This is a genomic window from Dyella sp. (assembly GCF_035277725.1).
In the GTDB taxonomy this organism is placed as follows: domain Bacteria; phylum Pseudomonadota; class Gammaproteobacteria; order Xanthomonadales; family Rhodanobacteraceae; genus Dyella_B.
This window is the reverse complement of sequence record NZ_DATEJY010000273.1, coordinates 1-12,143: the sequence shown is the minus strand read 5'-3', so window position 1 is coordinate 12,143 and position 12,143 is coordinate 1. Positions and strand designations below refer to the sequence as shown.

The 12,143-nt window shown below is 62.5% G+C and carries 13 protein-coding genes; 5 read left to right on the top strand and 8 right to left on the bottom strand.

The genetic code is table 11. From position 1 onward, the window contains the following. Positions 1-878, bottom strand: an 878-nt coding sequence (locus VJR68_RS21990; protein WP_324151071.1) for a multifunctional CCA addition/repair protein, incomplete at its 3' end; no start/stop codon positions are given. Between the two features lie 64 nt (positions 879-942). Beyond that, positions 943-2,997, bottom strand: coding sequence for a transglycosylase SLT domain-containing protein (locus VJR68_RS21985; protein ID WP_324151069.1), 2,055 nt, complete (start codon positions 2,995-2,997; stop codon positions 943-945). A gap of 190 nt (positions 2,998-3,187) precedes the next feature. Between VJR68_RS21985 and VJR68_RS21980 the strand changes: the two genes are divergently transcribed. Beyond that, a complete protein-coding gene (locus tag VJR68_RS21980) occupies positions 3,188-4,801 on the top strand; it encodes a glycoside hydrolase family 17 (protein ID WP_324151068.1) in 1,614 nt (537 codons plus the stop codon). On the opposite strand, the gene VJR68_RS21975 is transcribed toward VJR68_RS21980, so the two are convergent. From VJR68_RS21975 to VJR68_RS21955, 5 genes are all read right to left on the bottom strand, one after another. Next, positions 4,697-5,122 carry a hypothetical protein gene (locus VJR68_RS21975; protein WP_324151066.1) on the bottom strand — a complete coding sequence of 142 codons (426 nt, stop codon included), beginning with the start codon at positions 5,120-5,122 and terminating at the stop codon, positions 4,697-4,699. The genes VJR68_RS21980 and VJR68_RS21975 overlap by 105 nt on opposite strands. Continuing rightward, positions 5,119-5,916 (bottom strand): endonuclease/exonuclease/phosphatase family protein, encoded by a 798-nt coding sequence (locus VJR68_RS21970; RefSeq protein WP_324151065.1) that lies wholly within the window; start codon positions 5,914-5,916, stop codon positions 5,119-5,121. The genes VJR68_RS21975 and VJR68_RS21970 overlap by 4 nt, the downstream gene beginning before the upstream one ends. Positions 5,917-6,041: 125 nt before the next feature. Then, entirely contained in the window at positions 6,042-6,698 is a 657-nt protein-coding gene (locus tag VJR68_RS21965) for a thiol:disulfide interchange protein DsbA/DsbL (protein ID WP_324151064.1), read from the bottom strand. 84 nt (positions 6,699-6,782) lie between these two features. Further along, positions 6,783-7,676 carry a thiol:disulfide interchange protein DsbA/DsbL gene (locus VJR68_RS21960; RefSeq protein WP_324151062.1) on the bottom strand — a complete coding sequence of 298 codons (894 nt, stop codon included), beginning with the start codon at positions 7,674-7,676 and terminating at the stop codon, positions 6,783-6,785. Positions 7,677-7,771: 95 nt separating this feature from the next. After that, positions 7,772-8,563 carry a c-type cytochrome gene (locus tag VJR68_RS21955; protein ID WP_324151061.1) on the bottom strand — a complete coding sequence of 264 codons (792 nt, stop codon included), beginning with the start codon at positions 8,561-8,563 and terminating at the stop codon, positions 7,772-7,774. 122 nt (positions 8,564-8,685) lie between these two features. Between VJR68_RS21955 and yihA the strand changes: the two genes are divergently transcribed. Beyond that, complete coding sequence (yihA, locus tag VJR68_RS21950) at positions 8,686-9,327, top strand: ribosome biogenesis GTP-binding protein YihA/YsxC (RefSeq protein WP_324151059.1); 642 nt, start codon at positions 8,686-8,688, stop codon at positions 9,325-9,327. Between the two features lie 59 nt (positions 9,328-9,386). Here the strand turns inward: yihA and VJR68_RS21945 are convergent, their stop codons facing one another. Beyond that, on the bottom strand, positions 9,387-9,878 hold the full coding sequence (locus tag VJR68_RS21945) for a GAF domain-containing protein (protein ID WP_324151058.1): 492 nt from the start codon (positions 9,876-9,878) through the stop codon (positions 9,387-9,389). Positions 9,879-9,955: 77 nt separating this feature from the next. Here VJR68_RS21945 and VJR68_RS21940 point away from each other — a divergent pair, with 77 nt between their 5' ends. Genes VJR68_RS21940 through VJR68_RS21930 form a run of 3 tightly spaced genes read left to right on the top strand, consistent with a single transcriptional unit; the run spans position 9,956 to position 11,740 of the window. Continuing rightward, the gene (locus VJR68_RS21940; RefSeq protein WP_324151056.1) at positions 9,956-10,660 is read left to right on the top strand and encodes a TMEM175 family protein; all 705 of its coding nucleotides are present in this window, start codon (positions 9,956-9,958) and stop codon (positions 10,658-10,660) included. Beyond that, positions 10,657-11,331, top strand: coding sequence for a dethiobiotin synthase (gene bioD, locus VJR68_RS21935; RefSeq protein WP_324151055.1), 675 nt, complete (start codon positions 10,657-10,659; stop codon positions 11,329-11,331). Before VJR68_RS21940 ends, bioD begins: the two co-directional genes overlap by 4 nt. 58 nt (positions 11,332-11,389) lie before the next feature. Further along, complete coding sequence (locus VJR68_RS21930) at positions 11,390-11,740, top strand: hypothetical protein (RefSeq protein ID WP_324151053.1); 351 nt, start codon at positions 11,390-11,392, stop codon at positions 11,738-11,740. The last annotated feature ends 403 nt before the right edge of the window (positions 11,741-12,143 follow it).

Here is a 12,143-nt window from a genome sequence, read left to right as displayed (position 1 = left end):
GTGGGTACCTTTAAACGTGCGGCAAGTACGCGCAGTGGTTCTACGCCACGGTGTTCGTGACCGACGTGGCGCGGGAGTTCGCCCTTGGGAGTCAGCGCTTTGCCGAGGTCGTGGGTGAGGGCGCAGAAGCCGACCAGGTCGTTGCCGGGTGCGAGGTTGGCGGCGGCGTCCAGCACCATTTCGATATGGATGCCGGTATCGATTTCCGGATGGAATTCGGCGCGTTGCGGAATGCCGTAGAGGGCATCGACTTCGGGAAACAAGATGGCCAGTGCGCCGGATTCGCGCAGGGCGCGAAGGAAGGCGGAAGGTTGCGTTTCGCTGAGCGCCTTGCGTGTCTCTGCCCAAACGCGTTCGGGCACGAGGTGATCGATTTCGCCGTCGCGCACCATTTGCCGCAACAAGGCCATGGTTTCGTTGGCGATGGTAAAGCCGAGCGGTGCGAAGCGTGCAGCAAAACGGGCGACGCGTAGCAGGCGTACCGGGTCTTCGACGAATGCTGGCGAGACATGCCGCAGCACGCGTTGTTCGATGTCGCGTGCGCCGCCATAGGGGTCAACCAGTTGGCCTTGCTCGTCTTCGGCGATGGCGTTGATGGTGAGGTCGCGTCGTGCAAGATCCTCTTCCAGCGCGACATCGGGATCGGCATGGACGGCGAAGCCGTGGTAACCGCGTCCAGTCTTGCGTTCGGTGCGGGCGAGCGCGTATTCCTCGTTGGTTTTCGGATGGAGGAAGACCGGGAAATCCTTGCCGACCGGTTTATAACCCTGCGCGAGCATGTCTTCCGGCCGTGCGCCGACGACCACGTGGTCGTGGTCGATCACGGGGCGTCCCAGCAGTTTGTCGCGGACCGCGCCGCCGACCAGGTAAATACGCATGCGGGTATTGTGCCACGGCACTTCTTGCTGCCGTTGTCGTGGCACGACGGAGGAGCGCGCTACATCAGCGGCTCGCATCCTTCACGGGTTTATTCGCAACCGACGTGGCCGTCGCCGATGGCGCGGCCGGGCAAGTCAATTCCCGGCGCTCATTCGGCGGATCCACGCGGCTAGAGGTTTGCCCAATCGGCACCATGCGCGTTGAGAGTGGCGCGGCATTGCCATGCAGGCGCCAGTCGTAGATCACGCTGTAATACATCGCGCGTGCGACGTATTCACGGGTTTCCTTGAACGGTATGGTGGCGACGAACAAATCAGGCGGCAGCAAGCTGCGCGCCGTGAGCCACTGATTCACACGCGCCGCGCCGGCGTTGTAGGCAGCGCTGGCCAGCCAGGGCGAACCGTCGAAGCGCGCGGCCAGTTGCGCCAGATACCGCGTACCCAGCTCGATGTTGGTGGCTGGGTCATACAGGCTGTCGCCACCGTTCCACGGCAGTCCGTTGCGGCGCGCCACCTCGGCGCCGGCGCTGGGCAGCAATTGCATCAGTCCGCGCGCGTCGGCAGCGGATTGGGCGTCGCTCATCCACGCGCTTTCCACGCGCAGAATGCCGTAGGCCCACGACGGATCGATGCCGGCCTGCTCGGCCTGCGGCACCAGGCCATCCTGGCTGGCGAGCGGAAAGCGCAGCGGGTAGTAGCTCAGTGCATCGCCTTTGTTGAACGAGAACACCGCGCGGTCGTACCAGCCGCGTTCGTTGGCGAGGATCACCGCTTGCTGGATCGTTTGCGCATCGGCGTCGGCCAGTGCCTGACTCCATTCGCGGCGTGCCTGCTTGGGCATGCCGACGGCAAACAGTTCGAACGCGCGGCGCATGCCGGGAATGGCGAGCACGGCCTGCTGCGTTTGTGGCTGAGCGGCGAGCTGCGTGCTGCACAGTGCGTAGGGTGCGTTCTGATGATCGGCGGCCAGGTAGCCGAAATAGCTGGATTGCCTGGCGACGCTGTCATATGCGCGCCGCGCTTCGTCAGTGCGGCCCAGTCCGCTCAAGGCGCGTGCGCGAAAGTATTGCCACTCGTCGTCTTGCTGTTGATCGGGTGGCATCGCTGCAATGCCATCCAGCACCGCTTGCCAGTTTTTCTCTGCCAGCGCCACGCGCACGCGCCATTCACGGCTGGCTGCTGTTTGTGCGGAAGGCGGCAAATCGATTAGCCGTTTGAGGGCGTCATCGTCGAAGTCGGTCGCATGGAACAGGGCCAGTGCGTTCAGCACGCGGTCGCGCTGTTCGGTGGTGAAGTGAAAACGGTCTTGCAGTTGCTGCCAGGCGTTATCGGCCATGTTGGATTGACGGCGCGCCAGACGTGTCAGCGCCAACGCGGCGGCTTGGCGCGAACGTGGATTGTCAGGCCACTGCTTGGCAGCCGTCACGGCCGCGGCCGGATCGTTGAGCGCCAAGACAAGGTTTTGCGCCGCCTTGGCATCATCCGCCGGCAACCATTGCGCCATGCCGGACACCGTACCAGGCTTGCCGGCTTCGACTGCTGCGTCGATGCGCGACCACAGGCGTGCGGGGGACAGCAGTCCTTGATCGTGCGCAGCGCTCAGCACCGGGTCGCACGCGGATGGCAGGGCAGGCTCGGCCCACAGCGCGGCGAGATCGCGGTTGAAATCCAACTGGGCGCCGCCGGCAAGTTGCGCTTGCAGGGCATCGCAGCTCAGCGCATTGCCAAGGCCGGGCTGGTACATCGCGACGAAATCGGTCCAGTCCTGGCGGCGCGCGAGTTCCTGCAGGAAATCGCGCTTAAGGTCGCTGCTGGGAATCAGGTCGGGATACTGGTGCAGGTAGGCTTCCACGGTGGGGCGATCCACCTGCTGCAGATCGTGCTCCAGCGATGCGGCCTGCAGATAGGGATACAGCGGGTAATCCTTGAGCCCCTCGGCCAGTGGACGCCAGCCGTCGCCACCCTGGCTGGCGGCGGCGTACGCCTGCTTGAAGGCGGCGCGCTGTGCGGCCAGCGATGCATCGAGGGTTGTTTGTGCGACCACCGTACCGGCCAGCATCCCGCTGGCGATAACGGTCAACAGACAGCGGCCGAAGCGCGATACGGCTGGCGAGGCCATGGAAACTCCCGTTCCTGCGGACAATCCGCTGCAGTGTAATGGATGGGTTTTGGTCGGTATGAATGGCGCTTCACACAGGAAACACGTGGCTTCGCTTGTTGAGTCGAACGGGTGGGAAGCAACTGCCCGTTCCCTGTTGCGCGCTCCCCTCTTATCCTTCGACGTTCTACCCAAGCCACCCAAGGCCAGCATGTCATCCAAGCCCAAGAGTGCCGCCCATTACGGTCTTGCCTGGCTGGCCCTGATTCTGGCGACATTGGCCGGGCTGGCGTGGTGGTGGCAGATCGGCCGTCCGGTGGAGTTGCCGGATGCGCCGTCCGCGCGCATTGCGTGTGTGTCCTACGCACCGTTCCGCAAGCCGGGCGAGACACCTTTCAATCAGAATTTCGTCATCACGCCTGAGCGCATCGATGAAGACCTGCGTGCGCTCTCGCAGCGCTTCGACTGCGTGCGTACGTATTCGCAAAGCAACGGCCTGGCCGCTGTGCCGGCGATTGCTGCGCGTTATCACATGCAGGTGTTGATGGGCATCTGGCTGGGCAGCGTGCCGAAGATCAATGACAAGGAGATCGAGCAGGGCATTGCGACTGCCATGGCGAATCCTAAAGTGATCCGCGGCATCATCGTCGGTAACGAAGTGCTGCTGCGTGGCGATCTTTCACCCAAGCGTCTCAGCGAATACATCCGGCAGGTACGTGCGGCCGCGCCTGCCTCGATTCCCGTGACCTATGCCGACGTATGGGAAAACTGGTTGCGCTATCCGCAGATGGCGAGCGTGGTGGATTTCGTCACGATCCATATCCTGCCGTATTGGGAAAACAATCCGGTCGCGGCGATCGACGCCGTGCAGCACGTCAAGGACGTCTACACGCGCATGGAGCACATGTTCCCCGGCAAGCAAGTGATGATCGGCGAAACCGGCTGGCCCAGCGAAGGCCGCCTGCGCCGTTCCGCCGAACCCAGCCTGGTGGATGAAGCGCTATATCTGCGCAGCTTCCTGCGCTATGCCGCGCAAGTGCATATGCCCTACAACGTGATCGAGACGTTTGATCAGCCATGGAAGCGCGAGTTGGAAGGTACGGTAGGCGGTTACTGGGGCATCTTCGATTCGAATGCGAAGCCGAAATTCCCGATGCTGGGGCCGGTGACGGAAGATCCGCAATGGTGGCTGGGATGGCTGGCTGGTATCGCAGGCGCTGCCGTTTTTGCGTTCGTGGGCGGCCGGCGCCGCAGCTGGCATGGCCTGCGCGGATGGGTGGCGTTATGGCTGGCGGGATTCGCTGCGGGATGTTCGGCCGCATGGCAGTTGCGGCAGATGCTGTTCGCTTGCCAGTGGTGGTGGCAGTGGCTGATTTCCGCCGTGTGCCTGATCGGTGCATTGGCGATTGCCGCGGCGCTGGCACGGCGTATCGCGGCGCATCTGGCTGATCATCATGATCACACCGAGCCTTCGCAGTGGTGGCGCTACTGCGCGTTATTTGCGCTGGTGCTGTACGACCTGCTGCTGGCGTTCAACGGGCGCTACATGGATTTCCCGATGGGCCTGTTCTGCTTGCCGTGCGTCGCCTACGGTGTGTTTGGTTTGTTGACGCGCGAGTTCACCATGCCGTCGACGGAACAACGTTTCATGGCGTGTGTTGGCCCCTTGCTCGCCATGGCACCGGTGGTGCAGGAAGTGGGCATGAACAAGGTGGCGTGGCTATGGCTGGGTTTGAATCTGGCGATTGCCGTGCCGGTGTGGGTGGCCTGGCGTCACCATCATTCGGTTCGTCTGCAGTCGTACCAGGCGCAAGCTGCCGACTAGCAGTGCGAACGCACCGGCGTAGAAGCAATACAGAATGACCGCAAGCACGCCGAGCGCCGCAGCCAGCCATGCCAGCCACGGCTTTTTCAAGATCAGCGACAGTGCGGTAACGATGAGGGCGGCAATGCCGAAGCCGTAGGAATTGAAACCCAGCACGATGGCCGTGCGCACGCCGCACCACGCGGGGCCATGGGTGTCGTCGCAAAGATGCGCAAGTTCGGGCGGCTCGATAAAGCCGTAACGCAGCCACGCGGTGAACAGGCCAAAGGCCAGCAACAGCAACCAGGGAAGGGCGGTCGGAAAGAAACGGCGTGTGCTCATGGATGGGTTTTCGTGGAAGCTATTTTTGTGGACGTCAAAGGAAGCTGGATGTCGGCCGCTAGTGCCAGATGATCGGAGAACGCCTGCGGCAGCGTCCACATCTTGTCGATGCGAATGCCGGACGACACCAGGATGTGATCGAGTGCACGCCTTGGCTTCCAGCTCGGAAACGTCGGCACGGCTTGCTCCGGCGGCTGCAGGCTTGAATGGGCAAACAGGTGGCGCATTTCCGTGCTGTGCGTGTCGGTGTTGAGATCGCCCATCAACACGGCGTGGGGATGATCCTGCAGCACTTCGGCGATAAAGGCGAGCTGTTTCGCGCGCGCTTGTGCACTCAGCGAAAGATGCGCCACCACCACCGCCAGCCCGTTGGCGTCATCACCGAACCGTGCCAGCAGAGCACCGCGGCCAGGAACGCGGCTGGGCAGCGGGTAGTCGACCACTACTTCCGGTTCCAATCGACAGATCAGGCCATTGGCCGTATGCGAAAGCTGAGCGATCGGGCGGTTCGGCTGATGGCTCCAGAACGGCATGCCGGAGGTCTCGGCAAGGTAGCGCGTCTGGTTGAGAAAGCCGGAACGCAGACTGCCGGCATCGGCTTCCTGCAGGCCGATCACGTCGAACTGCGGCAGCAGCTCTGCCAGGCGATCGAGATTGTCCAGCTTGCTGCGTGCGGGCAGCACGGCGTTGATGCCGCGCGTTACGTACTGGTGATAACGCTGCACGCTGGCGCCTGCCAGGATATTGCAGCTCAGGAGACGCAGCCGTTGCTGCTTGGCGGGGGCGCGGGTCATGGATCAGCGCAGTCTTTGGATGCTTCCAAACGGGTCTGGGCATCCTAAAGGTTCTCGATGCGGTTATTGTGAAAACCGTATCGGTACGGCTGCTTCGGCATCGCGCCGAAGCAGCCATTCGGCTTTTAGTGCTTGGCGTTCAATTCCTGCTGCACCAGCCACTTGGTGAGATCCACCAGTTCGCTGAAGCTCTTGATGTTGGCGCTGCGATACTTGCCGTCGACCACGATGGTGGGCGTGCCGTCCACACCCCAGGCCTGGATCAGCGCGAGATCCTTCTTGATCTGCGCATCCACTTCCGGCGAGTTGGCAATCTTCAGGAACTCATCGCGATTCACGCCCTGGCTGGCATAGAAGTCGGCGATTTCGTTCATCGTGTTGATCGGGTACTGCTCCTTGAATTTCTTTTCGAACAGCAGATCGTGCGTGCGATCGAGCACGCCGAGCTTCTTGGCCGCATAGTAGGCGCGCGCGAACGGCACCCAGCTGTCGTTGAACGGTGCCGGCACCAGTTTGAACTCCACGCCCTTGGGCAGAGACTTGCGCAGTTCGTCGGCGTAAGTGGAGAACTCGGCGCAGTGAATGCAGGCGTAGGAGAACACCTCCACCACTTCCACTTTGCCGCTGCTGCTGTCGCGCTGGTAAGGCGCCTGCAACGTGACGTACTGGTTGCCGTCGGTGAATGGCGCGGCAGCGGTATCGGGTGTCGCCGCGCTGCAGGCGGTGGTCAGCAGCAGGCCGCAAAGCAGCGTGGCGAGACGGAATCGGGCGGTCTTGAACATGGTTCTTCCTGATGACGAGGCGCGTCGGATTTTCTAGGGTCAAAAACAAAAACGCCCGGCGAACCGGGCGCTGTGCATGGATGCTTACTTGCCCGCGGCTTCCTTGGCAACGAGCCACTTGGTCAGCTCGACCGATTGCGCGTAGCCACCGGCATCACCGGGGGTGAAACGGTATTTGCCGTTGACGACGAGAGTGGGCGTGGCATCCACGCCATACGCTTTCATCATGTCGTCGGCGCGCTTCATCTGTGTGTTGATGCTGAAGGAATTGGCGACGGCCACGAACTGCTTGGGATCGACGCCGTACTTGGCGTAGAACTTCGCCACGTTATCGATGGTCGGCCACGCCGACTGCGGCTTCGGGCGGTTGGTGGTGAGGTCGTAGTTCGCCAGTTCGCCGGTTTTCCAGACGGCATCGAACATCGCATCGTGGCTTTTCTCGGCCACGCCCAGCGCCTTGGCGGCGTAGTAGGCGCGCTGGAACAGCGGCCAGTTTTCATCCGGACGGAACGAGGCCGCCAGATACGTCATCTGCGCATTCGACGGCAGGCTCTTCTCGATCTGATCGGCGGTGGTGTGGAACGCATTGCAGGCCGGGCAAGCGTAGGAGAACACTTCCGTCACCACGATCTTGTCGGGATTGCCGGTGGGTTGCTGCGGCTCGATCGTGAAGTAGTTCTTGCCTTCCACCCACTTGCCGTTGTCGACGAAGGGCTCGGCCGGCGCGGAAGGTTTCTGCGGCGCCGATGCCGTCGAACCTGATGCTGGCGTGGCAGCGGTGCTGGCGGATGCAACGGTGGACGTGCTTGCAGGCGCTTGCGCGGTGCTCGCGGGGGCCGGTTTGGCGGCCGAGGCGGGGGCGGCTGGTGCGGATGTCTGGGCCGGTGCGGGTTGCGGCGACGTGGCGTCGGACCCGTTGTGACTGCAGGCGGCAAGCGCGATCAACGACGCGCAAAGGAAAGACAAACGCTTCAGCATGGCTGGCCTCGGGGGTGGAAAGCGGGGATGGGATGCCCCTTCATTTTACGGAAAATGATCCGGAGCATCCCTGGGACAACATGGCCAGCGCGAAGTTACGGCGATTTGGCGGTCGCGCTATGGTCGGCGACGTGCAGGCCTTCGATATAGCTGGCCAAGGCCGCGATATCCTGCGGGTCGAGGTTCTTGGCGATGGTCGGCATGATCTGCGCATGCGCCTCGTGGCCCCAGACCACGCCATCGTGGAAATCCTTCAACTTGGCTTCGATGTATTGCGCATGCTGGCTGGTGAGCTGTGGATACATCGCGCCGGGATTGCCACGGCCGTCGATGGCGTGGCATGCCATGCAGGCCGGAATGCCGCGCTGCGGATCGCCTTGGCGATAAAGCTGCTGTCCGCGCTCCACCAATGCCTGATCGGCCACGCCCGGCAGCGGCTGCTTGCTGGCGAAGTAGGCGCCGATGTCGCGCATGTCCTGGTCCGACAGCGGCGTGGCCATGCCGAGCATGATCGCATTCTGCCGTTCGCCATCCTTGAAGTTATGCAACTGATGCGCGATGTACATCTCGTGCTGGCCGGCGAGTTTCGGATATTGCGCATCGGTGGAGTTGCCATCCATGCCATGGCAGGCGCCGCATGCAGCGGCCTTGCCCTGGCCGGCCGTGGCATCGCCGGGCTTGGTGGCCACCATTCCGTTGCCATCGTGCGGCGCGGCGGTAGGCACGGCAGCTGCCGGTGCGCTCGCGGCGGGAGCAGGTTTGGCAGCGGAGGCCGCAGCGGCCGGCGCCTTGGTGTTCTGCGCAAGGACGGCGCCAGTGGAGAGAGCAAGCACCAGGGCTACTGCATTCACGACAGCGGGCCGGCAACCGGCGAGCCGAAAACTCATACACTTGCCTCCAGGAAACACTGTTGGATGTACGGTGCGCACTTGCAAGCCCCCCAGCGCACCGTGACTGGCAGAACTTCAAAATTATCTCCACCCCATCCTAGCCGGTCAAACCAAGGACCATGCCTACCAATCCACTCCAGGGCGCACAGTTCGTGCTCGCCGCCCATCGTGTCCAGCAACTGCCCCCCGACGAAGGCGCCGAGGTGGCATTTGCCGGACGTTCCAACGCTGGCAAATCCAGCGCCTTGAACGCATTGACCGGCCAGAAGGGTCTGGCGCGCACCTCCAAAACGCCGGGGCGCACCCAGCAGATGGTCGCCTTTTCGCTACCCCCTCTGCTGCGCGGTGAAACGTCGCAGCTGCTGGACACGCGGCTGATCGATCTGCCTGGCTACGGCTATGCCAAGGTGCCCGAGGCCTTGCGCGAGCACTGGCGGCATGAGATCGACCGCTATCTGCATGTACGCCGCAGCTTGCGCGGTGTGGTGCTGATCGTGGACATCCGCCATCCGATGAAGGAATTCGATCGCATGATGATGGATTTCTGCATCGCCACGCTGCTGCCCTGCCATGTGCTGCTGACCAAGGCGGACAAGCTGTCGCGCAATCAGGCCGCCCAGGCGCTGGCTGCCTTGCGCAAGGAAGTTGGCGCGAACGCGCCGGTCACGATGCAGGTGTTTTCGGCACCGGATGGAACAGGTGTCGAAGAAGCGCGCGCAGCGGTGATGGGCTTGCTGGAGAGCGACGCGCGCAATGCGTAGGCTGGGATGACAATCCCAGCTCTTTCTTGTGCCCTCTAATGCTGGGATTTCATCCCAGCCTACTTGTCGACGGCTTCCATGAAGACGGCGCACAAGGCTTCCATGCCGGCGCGGTCTTCTTCGTCGAAGCGTCCGATGGATGGGCTGTCCACGTCCCACACGCCCAGCAGCGCGCCATCGGCCTTTACCAGCGGCACCACGATTTCCGATTGCGAGGCGGCGTCACAGGCGATGTGGCCGTCGAAGCTATTCACATCGCGCACCAGTTGCGTCTGCCGCGTTTGCGCGGCGGTGCCGCAGACACCACGACCCAGTGCAATGCGAATGCAGGCGGGTTTGCCCTGGAACGGCCCGACGACCAGTTCTTTGCCGTCATAGAGATAGAACCCTGCCCAGTTGAAGTCCGGCAGGCTGTGGAACACCAAGGCCGCGAAGTTGGCCGCGTTGGCAATCAGGCTGGGTTCGCCGGCAAGCATGCCGCGGGCCTGTGCCACCAGATCGGCGTATTGCTCAGGTTTGCTGGCGGCCAGGCCGCTTTTGATCTCGAACATGACGTGTGGACTCGATTGCTGCAGACTGATGGGCCAAAGATGGGTTGTTCGACGTGCAAGCACAAGGGGAATCGACTATGAGTGAGCAGCACGATGCTGCGCAAAGCGGGCGCGTGGAAGCACATCGCCTGGACGGCTTCATCGACGCAGCCTTTGCCTTTGCGGCGAGCGTATTGGCCATCGCCGGCGCCGAGGTGCCGCATAGCCTGGACGATCTCTTGTCGGCGCTGGACCGCATTCCTGCCTTTGCCTGCAGCTTCGCCACCTTGATGATCTTCTGGCACCGTCACGTACGCTGGCGCGATCATTTTCGGCTGCACGACACCACCAGCCTGATGTTGAGCTTGATGCTGGTGTTCTTCGCCTTGATTTTTGTCTATCCCTTGAACATGTTGTTCCAGGCGATGTTCGCCGCGCTTTATGCCGCTTTCGCGCATCAGGAATTGTCCGGCAGCCTGACCATCAATAGCGTGCACGACGTGAAAGCGCTTTATCTTTGCTACGGCATGGCCTATGCGTGCATGGCGGGGTGTCTTGCCGGTCTATACCGCCATAGCTTGCGCAAGGCGCATATGTCGCTGATCGAGCGCATCGATGCGCGCGAAAATTTCTATGCACAACTGGGCTCGATTTGCGTGGCCTTGTTGTCGCTCATCGTGACTCTCGTGATTCCCGAAACGACGGCATGGACGGCGTTGCCCGGTTGCCTCTATATCCTGTTGACGCCGATCTATTGGCTCGCCGGGCGCTGGGCAAGAGAGGCCAAGGCGAGCGTCGCATGAGCGCATCGCTGTTTGTCGCCGGGACCGATACCGGTATCGGCAAGACCCACGCGGCATGCACGTTGATCCATGCCTTGCGCGCGACAGGTCAAAGCGTCTGCGGCATGAAGCCGGTCGCCAGCGGTTGCGCCGAAACCGTGGATGGCTTGCGCAACGAGGATGCACTGGCGCTGCAGGCCGCGAGTGCGCCATCGCCCGCTTACGACGAGATCAATCCGATCGCCTTGCGCGAGCCTTTGTCACCGCATCTGGCGGCTGCTCACGCCGGCGTGACGATTGCGTTGCCGTCACTGCACGCCGCCTATCAGAAGCTATGCACACGTTACGACACCGTGGTGGTGGAAGGCGTCGGCGGCTGGCGTGTGCCGCTGGCGCCCGGTTTGCTCGCCTCCGCATTACCCAAGGCGTGGGATTTGCCGGTGGTACTGGTGGTGGGGCTGCGGCTTGGATGCTTGAACCACGCGCTGCTCAGCGCCGAGGCCATCCTGGCGGACGGTTGCCGGCTGGTTGGCTGGATTGGGAACTGCATCGACCCGGCGATGGCTGCGATCGAGGAGAATATCGCCACGTTGCAGGCATCGCTGCCAGCGCCCTGCTTAGGCATCCTGCCGCATGGGGTGCCGCCGGAACGGGCGTCGCATTTGCTGGACCCGGCAGCGTTGCGCTTTTGAGGGACGCATCGGCCACCCGGCCTGCTAGTCAGGAACGGTCACCAAAAAGGGAGGAACCATGACCAACCGCACTCACTACTATCTGCAGATCAAGGACCTCATGCATGCGCGCGGCCCGGAGCCTGCGCTGAGCTACGACGGCGCCGGCCCAAACGATTTGGCGGCGGCCCTGCAGGAAGCATTGCGCAGCCCCCTGTTGTTCCAGCGCTGGCGCGCGATGCAGCCCGATCCCGATAGCGTGGACGAGCGTCTGGGCGTGACCGATCAGCTTGCTACGGTGAGCGCCAAAGTGGCGGACTTGAATACCGACGTGGAAGTCATCAGCAGCTTGCCGATGAGCATCGTGCGGCAGCGTTTGACCTGGTTGATTGGTGCGAGCTGGCAGTTGCATGACGTGCGTCCGGCTTGAGCAGTTGGGGTCGGCACTGCGTAACTCCGTGGGCACCAACCCAACAGTCATGCAGCGTCGAGGCATCGCCACCATGAAACTTGCAAAGGGCCGTCATTCCCGCGAAAGCGGGACGTAGCGCGAAGCGCGGAGAACGTTCGGATGGACGGCCCCGAAGGCGTAAGCGAAGCGCATCATCCATCTGCCCCTGATGCCTCCTGAAAGTGGATTGACCAGCATTCGCTGTTGAAAAGCGCTTCCGCTTTCGCGCATTGCTGTCCGCGGAAAGTTTTGCTTGTTTAAGCGAAATGGCTAAAAAGCTCGTCGTCCCGGCGAAAGCCGGGATCCAGCGACTTACAGGTCGTCAAAGACACTGGGCCCCGGCGTTCGCCGGGGCGACGAATCGCTAGCTTTGAATTTGCTG